16 protein-coding genes are annotated in these 16,127 nt (G+C 72.7%); 6 read left to right on the top strand and 10 right to left on the bottom strand.

Annotated features, from left to right (window positions below; genetic code table 11):
* Nucleotides 1-11: 11 nt before the first annotated feature.
* Together ACH4ZA_RS14520 and ACH4ZA_RS14515 are read right to left on the bottom strand one after the other, a co-directional pair.
* A complete protein-coding gene (locus ACH4ZA_RS14520) occupies nucleotides 12-410 on the bottom strand; it encodes a hypothetical protein (protein WP_398429573.1) in 399 nt (132 codons plus the stop codon).
* A gap of 2 nt (nucleotides 411-412) precedes the next feature.
* Nucleotides 413-1,162 (bottom strand): LytR/AlgR family response regulator transcription factor, encoded by a 750-nt coding sequence (locus tag ACH4ZA_RS14515; protein ID WP_398429571.1) that lies wholly within the window; start codon nucleotides 1,160-1,162, stop codon nucleotides 413-415.
* Between the two features lie 77 nt (nucleotides 1,163-1,239).
* Between ACH4ZA_RS14515 and ACH4ZA_RS14510 the strand changes: the two genes are divergently transcribed.
* The 6 genes from ACH4ZA_RS14510 (at nucleotide 1,240) to ACH4ZA_RS14485 (ending at nucleotide 8,833) form a co-directional block, all read left to right on the top strand.
* Nucleotides 1,240-1,725: an Lrp/AsnC family transcriptional regulator gene (locus ACH4ZA_RS14510; RefSeq protein ID WP_398429570.1), complete on the top strand. Its 486-nt coding sequence runs from the start codon at nucleotides 1,240-1,242 to the stop codon at nucleotides 1,723-1,725.
* 167 nt (nucleotides 1,726-1,892) lie between these two features.
* The gene (gene ddaH / locus ACH4ZA_RS14505) at nucleotides 1,893-2,705 is read left to right on the top strand and encodes a dimethylargininase (protein WP_398429569.1); all 813 of its coding nucleotides are present in this window, start codon (nucleotides 1,893-1,895) and stop codon (nucleotides 2,703-2,705) included.
* Nucleotides 2,702-3,931: an ornithine--oxo-acid transaminase gene (rocD, locus tag ACH4ZA_RS14500; protein ID WP_398429567.1), complete on the top strand. Its 1,230-nt coding sequence runs from the start codon at nucleotides 2,702-2,704 to the stop codon at nucleotides 3,929-3,931. Before ddaH ends, rocD begins: the two co-directional genes overlap by 4 nt.
* 134 nt (nucleotides 3,932-4,065) lie before the next feature.
* Nucleotides 4,066-6,633, top strand: a complete 2,568-nt coding sequence (locus tag ACH4ZA_RS14495; RefSeq protein WP_398429566.1) for a SpoIIE family protein phosphatase — start codon at nucleotides 4,066-4,068, stop codon at nucleotides 6,631-6,633.
* Between the two features lie 66 nt (nucleotides 6,634-6,699).
* On the top strand, nucleotides 6,700-7,953 hold the full coding sequence (locus tag ACH4ZA_RS14490) for a PP2C family protein-serine/threonine phosphatase (RefSeq protein ID WP_398429565.1): 1,254 nt from the start codon (nucleotides 6,700-6,702) through the stop codon (nucleotides 7,951-7,953).
* A 139-nt stretch (nucleotides 7,954-8,092) separates the two neighbouring features.
* Nucleotides 8,093-8,833, top strand: coding sequence for a lysophospholipid acyltransferase family protein (locus ACH4ZA_RS14485; RefSeq protein WP_398429564.1), 741 nt, complete (start codon nucleotides 8,093-8,095; stop codon nucleotides 8,831-8,833).
* A gap of 135 nt (nucleotides 8,834-8,968) precedes the next feature.
* Here the strand turns inward: ACH4ZA_RS14485 and ACH4ZA_RS14480 are convergent, their stop codons facing one another.
* From ACH4ZA_RS14480 to ACH4ZA_RS14445, 8 genes are all read right to left on the bottom strand, one after another.
* Nucleotides 8,969-10,570: an alpha/beta hydrolase gene (locus ACH4ZA_RS14480; RefSeq protein WP_398429563.1), complete on the bottom strand. Its 1,602-nt coding sequence runs from the start codon at nucleotides 10,568-10,570 to the stop codon at nucleotides 8,969-8,971.
* A gap of 118 nt (nucleotides 10,571-10,688) precedes the next feature.
* The gene (locus ACH4ZA_RS14475; RefSeq protein WP_398429561.1) at nucleotides 10,689-11,447 is read right to left on the bottom strand and encodes an urease accessory protein UreD; all 759 of its coding nucleotides are present in this window, start codon (nucleotides 11,445-11,447) and stop codon (nucleotides 10,689-10,691) included.
* Nucleotide 11,448: 1 nt separating this feature from the next.
* Nucleotides 11,449-12,126 (bottom strand): urease accessory protein UreG, encoded by a 678-nt coding sequence (ureG, locus tag ACH4ZA_RS14470; protein WP_398429560.1) that lies wholly within the window; start codon nucleotides 12,124-12,126, stop codon nucleotides 11,449-11,451.
* Nucleotides 12,127-12,281: 155 nt separating this feature from the next.
* Nucleotides 12,282-12,956, bottom strand: a complete 675-nt coding sequence (locus tag ACH4ZA_RS14465) for an urease accessory protein UreF (RefSeq protein ID WP_398429558.1) — start codon at nucleotides 12,954-12,956, stop codon at nucleotides 12,282-12,284.
* 16 nt (nucleotides 12,957-12,972) lie between these two features.
* On the bottom strand, nucleotides 12,973-14,694 hold the full coding sequence (locus tag ACH4ZA_RS14460; RefSeq protein ID WP_398429557.1) for an urease subunit alpha: 1,722 nt from the start codon (nucleotides 14,692-14,694) through the stop codon (nucleotides 12,973-12,975).
* Nucleotides 14,687-14,998, bottom strand: a complete 312-nt coding sequence (locus tag ACH4ZA_RS14455; RefSeq protein WP_319282059.1) for an urease subunit beta — start codon at nucleotides 14,996-14,998, stop codon at nucleotides 14,687-14,689. Before ACH4ZA_RS14455 ends, ACH4ZA_RS14460 begins: the two co-directional genes overlap by 8 nt.
* 13 nt (nucleotides 14,999-15,011) lie before the next feature.
* On the bottom strand, nucleotides 15,012-15,314 hold the full coding sequence (locus tag ACH4ZA_RS14450) for an urease subunit gamma (RefSeq protein ID WP_057580927.1): 303 nt from the start codon (nucleotides 15,312-15,314) through the stop codon (nucleotides 15,012-15,014).
* Between the two features lie 132 nt (nucleotides 15,315-15,446).
* On the bottom strand, nucleotides 15,447-16,076 hold the full coding sequence (locus tag ACH4ZA_RS14445) for a TetR/AcrR family transcriptional regulator (protein ID WP_319282056.1): 630 nt from the start codon (nucleotides 16,074-16,076) through the stop codon (nucleotides 15,447-15,449).
* Between the last annotated feature and the right edge of the window lie 51 nt (nucleotides 16,077-16,127).

The raw sequence follows: 16,127 nt of genomic DNA, 5'->3' as shown, positions 1-16,127 counted from the left end.
TCGCTTCGCCCTCACCGGTCCTCGACCAGCCGGACGAAGTCCCGTTCGTTGCGCTCGGCGCGGCGCACGTACCACCGGGCCAGCAGGACGAGCGGGGCGTACAGGCAGAAGCCGAGGACCGCCCATTCGAGGCGGTGGGCGTCGGGCATCGCCGCGAAAAGCAGCGGCAGCGGGCCCACGAGGAGCGCGAGGACGGCGAACACCGTGAGTGCGGCGCGCAGTTGGGACCGCATCAGGGAGCGGACGTAGGTGTCGCCCAGGGTGGTCTGCTCGTCGATCTCGGTGCGCGGGCGGTAGTAGCCGGAGGCGTGCGGGTGGCGTCCGCGGGAGCGGAGCCGGGCGTGGGGCACGGCGCGGCGGCCGGGGCGGGTGACGACGACACGTCGTTCGGCGGGGTCCTGATGGGGCACGGTCAGGGCCTCCTCATCAGCAGGTCCCGCAGTTCGCGGGCGTGACGGCGGCTGACCTGGAGTTCCTCGCCGCCGACGAGGACGCTCACCGTGCCGGCGTCGAGCCGGAGTTCGCCTATGTGGCGCAGGGCGACGAGATGGCGGCGGTGGATGCGCACGAAGCCGCGGGCGCCCCAGCGGTCCTCCAGGGTGGACAGCGGGATGCGGACGAGATGGCTGCCGCGGTCGGTGTGCAGCCGGGCGTAGTCGCCCTGCGCCTCGACGTGGGTGATGTCGTCGACGGCGACGAAGCGGGTCACGCCGCCGAGTTCGACGGGTATGTGGTCGGGGTCGGGTTCGTGGACCGGGATGCGGGGCGCTGCGCCGCGCAGTTCGGCGGCGCGGCGGACGGCTTCCGCGAGGCGTTCCTTGCGGACCGGTTTGAGGACGTAGTCGACGGCCTTGAGGTCGAAGGCCTGGACGGCGAAGTCCTCGTGGGCGGTGACGAAGACGACCAGCGGGGGCCGGGCGAAGCCGGTGAGCAGACGGGCCAGGTCGAGGCCGTCGAGGCCGGGCATCTGGATGTCGAGGAAGACGACGTCGACGGCGTGGGGGCCGTCGGGTCCGGACTCCAGTGCGCGGTTGATGCGGCGCAGCGCCTCGGTCGCGTCGCCGGCGCCCTCCACGCTGCCGATGCGGGGGTCCGCGGAGAGCAGGAAGAGCAGCTCCTCCAGCGAGGGGCGTTCGTCGTCGACGGCGAGGGCGCGCAGCATGAAGGTGGAGTGTAGGGGTGATCGGCGCGGCGGGACATGTACGGGGACCGGACGTTCGTGCTGGATACAGTGCGGACATGAGTGACGGCGGCGCCCTTTTCGACGATCTCGACCGGAAGATCATCACCGCGTTGATGGCGAACGCCAGGACGAGCTTCGCCGAGATCGGCACGGCCGTCGGGCTGTCGTCGACGGCCGTCAAGCGCCGGGTGGACCGGTTGCGGGAGACCGGGGTGATCACGGGGTTCACGGCCACGGTGCAGCCGGCGGCGCTGGGCTGGAGCACGGAGGCCTACGTCGAGGTGTACTGCGAGGGCGCCGCGCCGCCGAGGCGGCTGGCGGAGGTGGTGCGCAACCATCCGGAGATCACCGCGGCGATGACGGTGACGGGCGGTGCGGACGCGCTGCTGCATGTGCGGGCGCGGGACGTGGAGCACTTCGAGGAGGTGCTGGAGCGGATCCGGGTCGAGCCGTTCATCCGGAAGACGATCAGCGTGATGGTGCTGTCGCATCTGCTGCCGGAGAGCCCGGAGGCGGGCGCGACGCAGCCCGCTCCCGAATAAACCTGCGAACAAACCTGCGATGACGCAGCGAACCTGCGTCAGCAGGGCGAATCACGCAGCGTTCGTGCGTGGACACGCAATGCTCGTTGCTTGTCGGGCATCCCCGTCGGTTCCTACCGTGGTGTCAACCCTCAGTCGACACCGCAGGAAAACGGAGGAACCCCTCTGTGACCGAAAGCCGTGTGCGGCGCCCCCGGCGCTTCCTCGTCTGCGAACCCAGACACTTCGCCGTGCAGTACGCGATCAATCCGTGGATGCATCCCGACACCCCCGTCGACGTCGACCTCGCCCAGGCGCAGTGGCAGGGGCTGATCAGCGCCTACCGCAGCCACGGCCACACCGTGGAGGCCGTGGAGCCGGCTCCCGGCCTTCCGGACATGGTCTTCGCCGCGAACTCGGCGGTCGTCGTCGCCGGCCGCGTCTTCGGCTCCCTGTTCCACGCGCCGGAGCGGCGTCCCGAATCCGTCCACTACGACACCTGGTTCAAGGCGGCGGGCTACGAGGTCCACCGCCCGGAGGCCGTCTGCGAGGGCGAGGGCGACCTGGTGTGGACGGGCCGGTACGTGCTGGCCGGCACCGGGTTCCGCACGACCCGTGAGGCGCACCGCGAGGCGCAGGAGTTCTTCGGTCACCCGGTGATCAGCCTGACCCTGGTGGATCCGCACTTCTACCACCTGGACACGGCGCTGTTCGTCCTCGACGACGACAACGTCGCGTACTACCCGGAGGCCTTCTCGCAGGGCAGCCGCGAGGTGCTGGCGCGGCTGTACCCGGACGCGGTGCTCGCCACCCGCGACGACGCCATGGCGTTCGGCCTGAACTCGGTGTCCGACGGCCGTCATGTGTTCATCGCGCCCCGGGCCGAGGCCCTCGCCGCCCGGCTCGGCGAGCGCGGCTATGTCCCCGTCCCCGTCGACCTCTCGGAGTTCCAGAAGGCCGGCGGGGGCATCAAGTGCTGCACTCAGGAGATTCGTTCATGACCGCACCCGTCGTCCCGACGCGCTCCTCCGCCGATCTGATCCGCGCCGAGGAGCCGGTCCTCGCGCACAACTACCACCCGCTGCCCGTGGTCGTCGCGAGCGCCGAGGGCGCGTGGGTGCAGGACGTCGAGGGCCGCCGCTACCTCGACATGCTGGCCGGCTACTCGGCGCTCAACTTCGGCCACCGGCACCCCGCCCTGATCGAGGCGGCCCACCGCCAGCTGGACCGGCTCACGCTCACCTCCCGCGCCTTCCACAACGACCGCCTCGCCGGGTTCGCCGAGCGGCTCGCGGAGCTGACCGGCCTGGACATGGTCCTGCCGATGAACACGGGCGCGGAGGCGGTCGAGAGCGGCGTCAAGGTGGCCCGCAAGTGGGCGTACGACGTGAAGGGCGTCCCCGCCGACCGGGCGACGATCGTGGTGGCCGCCGACAACTTCCACGGCCGCACCACGACGATCGTGAGCTTCTCGACGGACGAGACGGCCCGGGCGGGCTTCGGCCCGTTCACGCCGGGTTTCCGGATCGTCCCGTACAACGACCTGGCCGCGCTGGAGGCGGCGGTCGACGAGACGACGGCGGCGGTGCTGATCGAGCCGATCCAGGGCGAGGCCGGCGTCGTCGTCCCCGACGACGGGTATCTGGCGGGGGTGCGGGAGCTGACCCGCCGGACGAACTGCCTCTTCGTCGCGGACGAGATCCAGTCCGGGCTCGGGCGGACCGGGCGGACGCTGGCCGTGGAGCACGAGGAGGTCGTGCCCGACGTGCTGCTCCTCGGCAAGGCGCTGGGCGGCGGCATCGTGCCGGTGTCGGCGGTGGTGGCCCGGCGGGAGGTGCTGTCGGTGCTGCGGCCCGGCGAGCACGGGTCGACGTTCGGCGGCAATCCGCTGGCCGCCGCGGTCGGCACGGCGGTGGTGGAGCTGCTCGAGACGGGTGAATTCCAGCGCCGGGCGGCCGAACTGGGCGTCGTGCTGCGCGAGGGGCTGACCTCGCTGGTCGGCAAGGGCGTCGTCGGCTTCCGCTCGCGCGGGCTGTGGGCGGGGGTCGACGTGGACCCGGCCCTCGGCACGGGCCGAGAGGTGAGCGAGCGCCTCATGCGGGAGGGCGTCCTGGTCAAGGACACCCATGGCTCGACCATCCGGCTGGCGCCGCCGCTGACCATCACCGGCGAGGAACTGGCCGCGGCGCTGGGCGCGTTGGAGCGGGTGCTGACGCGGGGCGCCTGACGGCTCCGCCGTCTGCCCGGGGCCGGTGCGGGTGGGTCCCGCGTCGCCCCGGGTGGCCCGGCCGCACTTGTGCAGGCAGGGTGAAGATTGGGTCGGGAGGTGGTAGACCACTCTCAGCGACAGAGAGGCCGGCCGTGGGCATTGAGGACGAGGACGACACTGCCCGCCGGCGGTTCGACGTGGCGGACACCGCGCCCCTGCTGCTCGACGAGCGGGGCGTGGTGACGAGCTGGACCAGGGACGCCGAGCGGCTGCTGGGGTATCCGGCGGCCGAGGCCGTGGGCAGCGACCTGGCCGCACTGCTCACCCGCGCCGACGCCGGACGGGTACCGGACGTTCTCGCGCGGTGCCGCGAGGACGGCGGCTGGGCGGGGCTGCTGTCGGCTCGCCGCAGGGACGGGCGCCCGGTGCCGGTCATGGTGCGTCTGACCTCCGCCCACGAGCCCGGCGGTCCCGCGCGCTGGCTGGCCCTGCTGAACGAGATGTCCGACGCCCCGGGCTGGAACATGAGCCGTTCGGTGCTGGAGCAGATGGTCGGCGACTCCCCGATCGGCATAGCCATCGTCAACACCGATCTGCGTTTCGTGTGGTCCAACGCGGCCCTGGCGCGGTTCGGCGGCGGGCCTCCGGAGCGCCGGCTGGGGCTGCGCCTCGCGGATGTGCAGCCGGGCCTGGACTCCGCGTCGATCGAGGAGCAGATGCGCCGGGTGCTGGAGTCCGGGGAGCCCGTCATCGGCTACGAGCTGCTGGGCACGGTGCAGGCGGCTCCGCACCGGGAGACGGCGCACATGCTGTCCTTCACCCGGCTGGAGGACGAGCGGGGCGGCCCGATGGGCGTCTACTACACGGTCGTGGACATGACCGAGCGGCATCGCGCCCGGCAGCGGCTCGCCCTGCTCGACCGGGCCGGCCGGCGTATCGGCCGCAGCCTCGACATCACCCGGACGGCACAGGAACTGGCGGACGTGGCGGTGCCGGACTTCGCCGACGTCGTCACCGTGGACCTGCTCGAGCCGGTGCTTCGGGGCGCGGAGCCCGCGCCGGCCCGGTCGGCGTGCGGCCCCGACGACGCCGTGACGCTGCGCAGGGCGGGGCGGCGGCGGGCCGGGGACGCCGAGACGACCTCCGACGCCGACGGTCCGGCCGCGGCAGCCGGGGCCGCCGCGGTCGTCTACCCCGCGGGTTCGCCGCCGGTGCGCGCTCTGGCCGACGGACGGCCCTGGCGGGTGGACCGGCTCGAGCCGGTCGGCCCGCGGGGAGCGTGGCGCCCGGGCGGCCCGCAGGACCTGGGCGCCCCGCAGGACGCGGGCCGCCCGCGCGCCGGGCGCGCCGAGGAATGGGCCGCCGTGCAGCCCGCCGGGTCGGGCCCGCCCAGCGCCCTGATCGTGCCGGTACGGGCGCGGGGCACCGTCCTGGGCGTCACCACGTTCCTGCGGAGCGACCGGCGCGAGCCCTTCGACGAGGACGACCTGGCGCTCGCCGAGGACCTCGTCTCGCGGGCCGCCGTCTGCGTGGACAACGCACGGCGCTACACCCGCGAACGGGACGCGGCCCTGGCACTCCAGCGCAACCTGCTCCCGCGCAGGCTGCCCGAACAGGACGCCGTCGAGGTGGCCGCCTGCTACCGGCCGGCCGACGAGCTGACCGGCCTCGGCGGTGACTGGTACGACCTGATCCCGCTGTCGGGGGCCCGGGTGGCGCTCGTCGTCGGCGAGGTGCCCGGGCACGGCATCGACGCCGCGGCGGCCATGGGGCGGGTGCGGACCGCGGTGCGCACCCTGGCGGCGCTGGACCTGCCGCCCGCGGAGGTCCTCGCCCACCTCGACGACCTGGTCACCCGCATGGACGAGGAGGAGGACGACACCGGGGACGAGAAGCCCGTCACGGAGGACTCCGGGTCCGGGACCGACGGCAGGCACGCGGCGGGTTCGGCGTGCGTGTACGTCGTCTACGACCCGGTCGACGGGCGGTGCGTGATGGCCGCCGCCGGACACCCCGCGCCGGCCGTCGTGCTGCCCGACGGGACCGTCGAGTTCGTCGATCTGCCCCAGGGACCCGCGCTCGGTGTGGGCGGGCCGCCCTTCGAGTCGGCCGAGCTGGTCCTGCCGGAGGGCAGCACGCTCGCCCTGCACACGGACGGCCTGCTGGCCGACGACGAGCAGGGGGCGCCGGACACCGACCGGGAACGGCTGCGCCAGGCCCTGGAACGCCCGGCCGACGCCCTCGACCTGCACTGCCGGACGGTGATCGACGCCCTCGTCCCGGCCCGTCCGTACGACGACGTGGCCCTGCTGATGGCCCGCACCCGCCGTCTGCCGGCCGGCCAGGTGGCCGACTGGGAGCTGCCCGCGGACCCGGCGGCCGTCGCCGAGGCACGCAAGGCCGCGAGCCGCCGGCTGGCGGAGTGGGGGCTCCCGGAGCTGTCGTTCACCACCGAGCTGGTCGTCAGCGAGCTGGTCACCAACGCCATCCGGTACGCCACGGGGCCGATCCGGCTCCGGCTGATCCGCGGGCGGACCCTGTTCTGCGGGGTCTTCGACGGCGGCGCCACCGCACCCCATCTGCGCCATCCGAGGGCCACCGACGAGGGCGGCCGGGGGCTGCTGCTGGTCTCCCAGGTCACCCAGCGGTGGGGCACCCGCTTCCTCCCCGAGGGAAAGGTCATCTGGGCGGAGCAGTCGCTGACGGACCCCGACGTGTGATCGGCAGGACACATTCGTCGTATCACATGAGAAAATGGCGCAATACCGGCAGATGGGGCGCAGGCCATGAACGACACGGCGATCGACTACGCGGCGGTGTTCCAGGCCCTGCCGGGCATGGTGGCGCTGCTCACGCCCGAGCTGGTGTACGCGGACGCCAACGAGGAGTTCCTGCGGGTGGCCGGGCGCAAACGCGAGCAGATGGTCGGCCGGCACCTCTTCGACGTCTTCCCCGACAACCCCGAGGACCCCGGCGCCAACGGCATGCGCAACCTGGAGGCGTCGCTGCTCCGGGTGCTGACCACCGGCGAGCGGGACACCATGGCGCTGCAGCGCTACGACGTCGAGTCGGCCGAACGGCCCGGCGAGTGGGAGGAGCGCTACTGGAGCCCGGTCAACGCCCCGGTGTACGGCCCGGACGGGTCGGTGGTGCTGCTGGTGCACCGCGTCGAGGAGGTCACCGAGCTGATCCGGGCCCGCGGTGGGCGCGGGTCGGCAGCCGACGGCGGGCGGGCCGGCAGCCGAGGCCGGGTGCTGGAGGCCGAGCTGTACACGCGCGCCCGTGAGCTGCAGGAGCTCAACGAGCGGCTGCGGCTGGCCCACGCCCGCGAGCGCGAGGTGGCCCTCGCCCTCCAGGAGGCGATGCTGCCGACACGCCTGCAGGCCGGGCACCACCGGGCCGCGGTGCGCTACCGGCCGGCGGTCGGCGCGCTCAACGTGTGCGGGGACTGGTACGACCTGGTCGACCTGGTCGGCGGCAACCGCATCGGGGTGTCGGTCGGCGACGTCGTCGGACACGGTCTGGAGGCCGCCGGGGTGATGGGCCAGCTGCGCAGCGCGCTCAGCGCGACCTCCCGGGTGGCCCGCGGCCCGGGCGAGGCGCTGAACGTCCTCGGGCGGTACGCGCACGTCGTGGACGGAGCCGAATCGGCCACCGCGGTCACCACGTTCATCGACCTCGACCGTCACACCATCACGTACAGCAGCGCCGGACACCCGCCGCCCGTCCTCGTGCACGCCGACGGGCGGGTGGAGTTCCTCGACCGGGCGACCGATCCCCCGCTGGACGCCCGGCCCGACCCCGCCCCGCGGACCGAGGCGCGCACCACCTACAGCGAGGGCGCCACCCTGGCCCTGTACACGGACGGTCTGATCGAGCGGCGACAGGAGGACATCTACACGGGGCTGAACCGGCTCGCGGAGTCGCTGGCCCGGCATCGGGACGCCGACCCGGAGAGCCTCGCCGACGCGGTGCTGTGGGAGCTCCTGCCGTCGGGCGGCGCGACCGACGACACGGCCCTGGTCGTCGTACGGCTGTGACGGGCGAGGGGGGCGGGGGCCGAAACGGAACGGTTCCGGCAGTTGCCGCCTGCCCCTACACTGGCACCCCACACCATGCCGGTTGACCTGCTGGAACACGGCCACGAGCCGATCCGCCGGACACGAGGAGCGACACCCTTTGTTCTACTACCTCCTGAAATACGTGGTGTTGGGGCCGCTGTTGAGACTGCTCTTCCGCCCCCGAATAGAGGGTCTGGAGCATGTGCCGGACTCGGGAGCGGCCATCATCGCGGGCAACCACCTGTCGTTCTCGGACCACTTCCTGATGCCCGCGATCCTCAAGCGGCGGATCACGTTCCTCGCGAAGGCCGAGTACTTCACGGGCCCCGGCCTGAAGGGCCGGCTGACCGCGGCCTTCTTCCGCAGCGCGGGTCAGATCCCGGTGGACCGTTCCGGCAAGGAGGCGGGCCAGGCAGCGATCCGCGAGGGCCTGGGAGTCCTGAGCAAGGACGAGTTGCTCGGCATCTACCCGGAGGGCACCCGCTCGCACGACGGCCGGCTCTACAAGGGCAAGGTGGGCGTCGCCGTGATGGCCCTGCGGGCGCAGGTGCCGGTGATCCCCTGCGCGATGATCGGCACTTTCGAGGCGCAGCCGCCGGGCAAGGTCGTACCGACCCTGCACCCGGTCGTGATCCGGTTCGGCAAGCCCCTCGACTTCTCCCGCTACCTCGGCATGGAGCACGAGAAGGCCGTGCTGCGCGCGATCACCGACGAGATCATGTACGCCATCCTCTCGCTGTCCGAGCAGGAGTACGTGGACCAGTACGCGGCCGTCGCCAAGGCGGAGGAGGCCGCCGCGAAGGCGGAGGCGGAGAAGTCCGGGAAGGGACGCAGGTTCCCCCGTCTGCCGTCGAAATGACGCAGCGTCAGCCCGGCAGGGTGCTCGGGTGAGGAACAGCTGAGGGGCGGCCGGATCCATCCGGCCGCCCCTCGTCGCCCCACGGGGCGGTGTCCTACCGCTCGAGCGTCACCGCCCGAGTCCTGCCCTCGAGCCCTACGGCTTGGGCGTGGCGTGCGGCGCGCACGTCACGTCCGACCGGTCCAGCTTGCCGGTGAGCAGGTAGGCGTCGACCCGGCTGTTGATGCAGGTGTTCACCAGGCTGGTGACACCGTGGGAGCCCGCGCCCTTCTCGGTGATCAGGCGGGAGCCCTGGAAACGCTTGTGCAGCTCCACGGCGCCCTCGTACGGGGTGGCCGCGTCGTTCGTGGACTGCACGATCAGCACCTGCGGCAGACCCTTGTGGGTGGTGACGTGCACCGGGGTCTGCTGCTTGACCGGCCAGGTGGCGCAGGGCAGGTTCATCCAGGCGTTGGCCCACGTCATGAACGGGTGGTTCTTGTGCAGCGCCGTGTTGTCGCGGTCCCACTTCTTCCAGCTGGTGGGCCACTTGGCGTCGGTGCACTCGACGGCCGTGTAGACGGCGTTGCCGTTCTCCGAGGAGATGTTGCCGGCGGTGTCCGTCAGGTCGGGAGAGGCCGCGTCGACGAGGGCCTTGACGTCCCCGGCGAAGTACGCGCTGAAGACGGTGGCGACCGGCACCCACGAGGAGTCGTAGTACGGGGCGCTCTGGAAGAAGGAGATGAGCTCGGCGGGGCCGACGACGCCGCCGATGGGGTTCTTCTTCGCGGTGGCGCGCAGCTCGAGCCACTTCGCCTGGACGGCGGCGCGGGTGGTGCCGAGGTGGAAGGTCGCGTCGTTGGCGGCGACCCAGTCCTGCCAGTCCTTCCAGCGGCCCTCGAAGGCGACGTCCTGGTCGAGGTTGGCCTCGTACCAGACCTTCTCGCGGGAGGGGTTGACGACGCTGTCGACGACCATGCGGCGCAGGTGCCCCGGGAACATCGTGCCGTACACGGCGCCGAGGTAGGTGCCGTAGGAGACGCCGAGGAAGTTGAGCTTGCGCTCGCCGAGCGCGGCGCGGATCACGTCCAGGTCGCGCACGGTGTTCGGCGTGGTCATCTGCTGGAGCATCGCCTTGCCGGTGCGCTCGGCGCAGCCCTGCGCGTACTCACGGGCGAGCTTGCGCTGGGCGTACTTGTCGGCCGTGGTGTCCGGGACCGGGTCGGCCTTGGGCGCCTTGACGAACTCCTGCGGATCCATGCAGGAGATGGGCGCGGAGTGGCCCACGCCGCGCGGGTCGAAGCCGACGAAGTCGTAGGCCTTGGCCACGTTGGCCCAGACGGGCGCCTTGGTGGTGACGCGGCGGGGGAAGCGCAGGCCGGAGCCGCCGGGGCCACCGGGGTTGTAGACGAGCGCGCCCTGGCGCTCCTGTGCCGTGCCCGTGTTGCCGATGCGGTCCACGGCGAGCTTGATCTGCTTGCCGTTCGGCTTGGCGTAGTCGACCGGAACGGTGACCCAACCGCACTTGATCGGCTTCTCCAGGCCCCAGTCGGCCGGGCAGTCCTGCCAGTCGATGCCGGCCTTCGCGGCGCGCTCGGCGGCGATCGCCGCGCCCCGCGCCTCGCGGTCCTGGCCCGGGCGGCTGCTGCTCGCGCTCGCCGCGGGCGCGTTGACGGCGCCGGCGAGCAGTGTCGCGGTGACGAGTATGCCCGCCGAGCCCAGCGCTGCGACGCGCTTGTTCGGTCGTATGTCCTTCAAGTGGGAACTCCCCTACCTGGTTATGGCGGCAGGGTGGATCCTCGCTGCTGTGAGGCGCCTGAGAAAAGGTGTCGTTGACCTTCTTTGCCAATCCGATAACCGGAGAGGAAGGTACCGTTCATCGGATGCGCAGGTCGGCGAGGGCTTCGTCCAGTACGCGGCGCAGCCGCAGTGCGTCGGGTGCGAGGGCCGTGACGAGCGCGGCAGGGCCGGCCAACGGCATGATGCAGGCCTGTTCGCCGAACGTCCGGGCCGTCGCCGGCCGCTCCGCGAACTCCGGCCGGACGACGACGAGTTGTCCGACGGCGCGGTGTCCCGCGAGAACGGCGGGTCCGTCCCAGCCGCCGGGCGCGCCCGGGCCGCACGCCAGCTCCTGATCGAGGACGGTCCGCCCGGCGACCTTCACGACCAGCCGACTGGTCAACCGGCCCGGCTCCTCCCCCACCCGCCCGAGCACCTGCTCCTCGCGCAGCACCAGGCGGCCGCCGGCGCCGAGGTCGGCACGCGTGGAGACGTACAGGTCACTGCCGGCGGCGGAGATCAACTGCTCGGGCGTCCAGTGCAGTTCGCCTCCGTCGGCGACGGTGAGCCGCACGTCGTAACGCGCCTCGTCCTTGGCCTGACCGGGCAGGGCGATGGTGGCGGCGGCCGAGCCGACCCGCAGCCGGGCCCCGGCGCCGACGTCCGCCTCCACGGCGAACCGGTCGCCGCCGAGGGGCCCGCTCATCGCCCCGACCAGCAGGACGCGCGCCTCGTCGCCGACGGCCCGGGTACGCCGCAGGGCGAGCGGCCCGTCGCTTTCCAGCACGGGCAGGGAGGTGCCTCCTCGGCCGTCGGCGATCGCCCCGATGCGTGCGGTGGCGCACACCCCGCCCATGTCACGCCGCCCAGGCGGCGAGCCGTGAACGCACCCACGCCGCGACGTCGGTGACGCCGCCGTCGCCGCGCAGGGACTGGAGGACGACGGGCAGTTCGGCCCGTTGCGCCTTCGCGTCGGCGGCCATGCGGGCGAGGTCGGAGCCCACGTACGGCGCGAGGTCGGTCTTGTTGACGACGAGCAGATCGGCGGTGGTGACGCCCGGGCCGCCCTTGCGCGGGATGTCGTCCCCGCCCGCCACGTCGATGACGAAGATCTGGGCGTCCACCAGCCCCCGGGAGAAGGTGGCGGTGAGGTTGTCCCCGCCCGACTCGACCAGGATGAGGTCCAGCGGCCCCACGGCGTCCTCCAGGTCCTCCACGGCTTCGAGGTTGGCGGAGATGTCGTCCCGGATCGCGGTGTGCGGGCAGGCGCCCGTCTCGACGGCCGTGATCCGCTCGGGCGGCAGCACGGCCTCCCGCAGCAGGAACTCGGCGTCCTCACGGGTGTAGATGTCGTTGGTGACGACGGCCAGGGACAGTTCGTCCCGCAACGCCCGGCACAGGGCCGCGACGGTGGCGGTCTTGCCGGACCCGACGGGCCCGCCCAGGCCGATGCGCAGCGCACGCCGCGAGCCGTCGGGCCGACGGGCGTCGGCGCTGACGGCGGCGGGACCCTGATGGATGTGATCGAGATGCACAACGGCTCCATTCAGCCGAGCGGGGCACTACGGCCCGTCTGGGGGTGCCCCCTCTGGGGGAGTTCGAGGACAAGGCCCGTCCAGGGCCGAAGCGGGGGCACGGGGGCGGCAGCCCCCGAGGCCGGGGTGGGAAGGGGTGGCGGGGGCGGGGAGACTCAGGACGCGAACAGCCGCACGGGCCAGGCCGCATGCACCTCCGCCCCTGTCTCCAGCAGCGGAGCGGACGCGGAGGGCAGCACGTCGACGCCCTCCGTCGGCGCCGCCGTGCCGCAGGACACGGCCCGGTCGACCACCAGGTCCAGCTCCGGCGCCAGCCGGGCCAGCACGGCGGTCGCCTGGAAGGGGTCGAGGCTCAGCAACCGCACGACGGCGGTGGCGGGTCCGCTCACGCTCTCGTAGACCGCGCAGTAGGCGGCGTCCGCCGCCCCCAGGCCGGCCGCCCGCGCCGTCAGCCCCAGCACGACCGGCTGATGCGCTCCCTTGGGGAACTCCCGCGCCAGCGCGTCCAGTTCGGCGCTCGGCCAGGCGGACCGGGCGGCCCGCATCAGCTGCCGCCCGAGTCTGCGCGCGGCCAGCCGCAGCGCCGGGGAGGGGGTGCGGGCGTCCGCCGCGGCGTCCAGTCGCGCGGGGTCCGCCCCGGCGGCCGCCGCCGCGGCCAGCGCCGCCGCCACGAGTCCGGCGGTGTGCAGCCTGCCCCGGCAGAACGCCTCGAGGCTTGCCGCGCCGGTGATCCGCCCCGCCTTGACGGCTTCCTCCGCCCCGCCGGAGTGCGCGTGCCCTCCGGCGGGGAAGCGTCCGTCGGCGAGGACGAGCAGTGCCGCTCTGGTCACGGTGTGGTCCTCGGTCTCAGAACAGGAAGTAGCGCTGCGCCATGGGCAGTTCGGCGGCCGGAGTCGCCTCGACGAGCTCCCCGTCGATGTGCACGGCGAAACTGTCGGGGTCGACCGCCACATGCGGCCGGGCGTCGTTCTCCCGCATGTCCGCCTTGGTGACACCGCGCGTGGACTCGATGGCGACGAACTTCTTGCCCAGCTGCAGACGCTCGGGCAGTCCGTCCTCGATCGCGAGCGGCGCCACGAAGTTGAACGAGTTCGAGGCGGGCGCCCGGCCGATCGCGCCGTACATCGGGCGCGGCAGGATCGGCTGCGGCGTCGGGATGGAGGCGTTGGCGTCGCCCATCTGGGCGTACGCGATCTGCCCGCCCTTGATGACGAGGTGCGGCTTGACGCCGAAGAACGCCGGCTCCCACAGCACCAGGTCGGCGAGCTTCCCGCTCTCGACGGACCCGATCTCGCGGGCCAGTCCCTGCGCGAGAGCCGGGTTGATCGTGTACTTGGCGACGTAGCGGCGGACCCGGCGGTTGTCCGCCCGCCCGTCCCCGGACAGCGCGCCCCGCCGCCGCTTCATCACGTGCGCCGTCTGCCAGGTCCGCAGGATCACCTCGCCGACCCGGCCCATGGCCTGCGCGTCGGAGGAGATGATCGAGATCGCCCCGAGGTCGTGCAGGACGTCCTCGGCGCCGATGGTCGACGGCCGGATCCGCGACTCGGCGAACGCCAGGTCCTCCGGGACGGCCGGGTTGAGGTGGTGACACACCATCAGCATGTCGAGGTGTTCCTCGGCCGTGTTGACCGTGTACGGCCGCGTCGGGTTGGTCGAGCTCGGCAGCACGTGCGGCTCGGAGACGACGGTCATGATGTCCGGCGCGTGCCCGCCGCCCGCGCCCTCGGTGTGGTACGCGTGGATGCCGCGTCCGGCGATCGCTCCCAGCGTGTCGCCCACGAACCCGGCCTCGTTGAGCGTGTCGGTGTGGATCGCGACCTGGATTCCGGTGCGGTCGGCGACGGTCAGCGAGGCGTCGATGACGGCCGGGGTCGAGCCCCAGTCCTCGTGCAGCTTCAGCCCCAGCGCCCCGCCGCGGATCTGCGAGAGCATCGCGTCGTGCGAGACGGTGTTTCCCTTGCCGAGGAAGCCGATGTTCAGCGGGTAGTGCTCCATCGCCTCCAGCATGCGCGCGAGGTGCCAGGGGCCGGGCGTCACGGTCGTCGCCTTGGACCCCTCGGCCGGTCCCGTGCCGCCGCCGACCAGGGTGGTGACACCCGACGCGAGGGCCTCGTCGGCGATCTGCGGGCAGATGAAGTGGACGTGCGCGTCGACCGCGCCGGCCGTCAGGATCCGCCCGTTGCCGGCGATGACCTCCGTCTCCGGGCCGATGACCAGGTCCGGGTGGACGCCGTCCATCGTGTCGGGGTTGCCGGCCTTGCCGATGCCGGTGATCCGCCCGTCCCGGATGCCGACGTCGGCCTTCACCACGCCCCAGTGGTCCACGATGACCGCGCCCGTGACGACGGTGTCGGGCGTGCCCTCGGCGCGGGTGGCCCGCGACTGTCCCATGGACTCACGGATGACCTTGCCGCCGCCGAAGACCGCCTCGTCACCGGCGAGTCCGGGGCCGCCGCAGCGGTCCTCCTCGATCTCGATCAGCAGGTCGGTGTCGGCTAGCCGGATGCGGTCGCCGGTCGTCGGGCCGAACAGGTCGGCGTACGCGGCTCGCGAGATCTCAGGCATCGAGAGCGCCTCCGGTCTCCCCGCGCAGCCCGGGCACGATCCGGTCGCCCGCCAGGGGGACGAGTTCGACCTCGACGGGGATCCCGGGCTCGAAGCGCACGGCCGTGCCGGCGGCGACGTTCAACCGCCTGCCGTGCGCGGCGGCGCGGTCGAATTCCAGACCCGGGTTGGTCTCGGCGAAGTGGTAGTGGGAGCCGACCTGGACGGGCCGGTCCGCGGCGTTGAGCACGGTGAGCCGGGTCACCGCACGGCCTTCGTTGTACACGACCGGCCCCTCGGCGAAGAGGATCTCTCCGGGAATCATGGCGGCCTCTCCCTCAGACGATCGGGTCGTGGACGGTGACGAGCTTGGTGCCGTCGGGGAAGGTGGCCTCGACCTGGACGTCGTGGATCATCTCGGGGATGCCCTCCATGACGTCGTCACGGGTGAGCAGCTTGCGTCCCGAGGACATGAGCTCGGCGACCGTACGACCGTCCCGCGCGCCCTCGAGGATGTGCGAGGTGATGAGGGCCACCGCCTCGGGGTGGTTGAGCTTCAGCCCGCGGGCCCGGCGCCTCTCGGCGACGTCGGCCGCCACGTGGATCAGCAGCCTCTCCTGCTCGTGCGGGGTCAGTTGCACGTCCCACCTCACATCCTCGCTCCGGACCGTGCGGGGCCCGGTTGCCGCGGCCACGGGGGGAATGCCCCTGGTGGCATGGATCGGCAGGCTAGTTGGAGAGCGTTTCGGGCAAGTTAACCCAGCTGTGACCGCTCAGGCCGGCGACGGTGGGGGCGACACGCTCATCAACGCGCGCAGGCCGTCGCCGAGCACCTCGACGGGCGCGGGGCCGAACAGCGACTGCTGGACCACGAAACCCAGGACGGTGGCGATCAGCGTGCGGGCCACGTGGTCCGGGGAGACGTCGGACCGCATCATCCCCGCGGCCTGGTAGGCGGCGACGATCCGCGCCCAGGACTCGCGCACGCCGCCGTAGCCCTCGCTCAGGACCCCCGACAGCTCCTCGTTGCGCAGCGTCTCCGCCCACACCTGGACGACCAGGCGGGGAAAGGCGGGGCGGCCGTCGACCGTCAGGGACGCGCGGGCCGCGAGGGTCCGGCCGAGCACCGCGGCGACGAGCACGTCGGGCGGCGGGGGCGGGCTGGGCCGGGCCTCCTCCTCGAAGGCCTCGCGGACCTGGCCGAGGACCTCGCCGACGATCGCGGCGATGAGCTCCTCCTTGCCGCTGAAGTAGCGGTACACCGCCCCGGCCGACAGGTCTACCTCCTTCAGCACGTCCTGCATCGAGGTGGCGTGGAAGCCGTTGCGGGCGAAACAGACCGCCGCACCGTCGAGGATCTGACGGCGGCGGGCGTCGAGGTGGGCCTGGGAGACACGAGCCATGCCCCCAACGTAAAACGAACATTCATTCTTGACAAGCGAAGCGCCGGGCGG

The organism is Streptomyces sp. NPDC020597, from assembly GCF_044335095.1.
Classification (GTDB): domain Bacteria; phylum Actinomycetota; class Actinomycetes; order Streptomycetales; family Streptomycetaceae; genus Streptomyces.
Note: the sequence above shows the minus strand (reverse complement) of the source record. Positions and strands in the feature narration are given on the sequence as shown.

Coding starts and splice junctions, on each gene's coding strand:
- ACH4ZA_RS14445 (WP_319282056.1), bottom strand. CDS start 16,076: ATGGCTCGTGTCTCCCAGGCCCACCTCGACGCCCGCCGCCGTCAGATC.
- ACH4ZA_RS14490 (WP_398429565.1), top strand. CDS start 6,700: ATGAACGACACGGCGATCGACTACGCGGCGGTGTTCCAGGCCCTGCCG.
- ACH4ZA_RS14510 (WP_398429570.1), top strand. CDS start 1,240: ATGAGTGACGGCGGCGCCCTTTTCGACGATCTCGACCGGAAGATCATC.
- ACH4ZA_RS14475 (WP_398429561.1), bottom strand. CDS start 11,447: ATGGGCGGGGTGTGCGCCACCGCACGCATCGGGGCGATCGCCGACGGC.
- ACH4ZA_RS14460 (WP_398429557.1), bottom strand. CDS start 14,694: ATGCCTGAGATCTCGCGAGCCGCGTACGCCGACCTGTTCGGCCCGACG.
- ACH4ZA_RS14455 (WP_319282059.1), bottom strand. CDS start 14,998: ATGATTCCCGGAGAGATCCTCTTCGCCGAGGGGCCGGTCGTGTACAAC.
- ACH4ZA_RS14515 (WP_398429571.1), bottom strand. CDS start 1,162: ATGCTGCGCGCCCTCGCCGTCGACGACGAACGCCCCTCGCTGGAGGAG.
- rocD (WP_398429567.1), top strand. CDS start 2,702: ATGACCGCACCCGTCGTCCCGACGCGCTCCTCCGCCGATCTGATCCGC.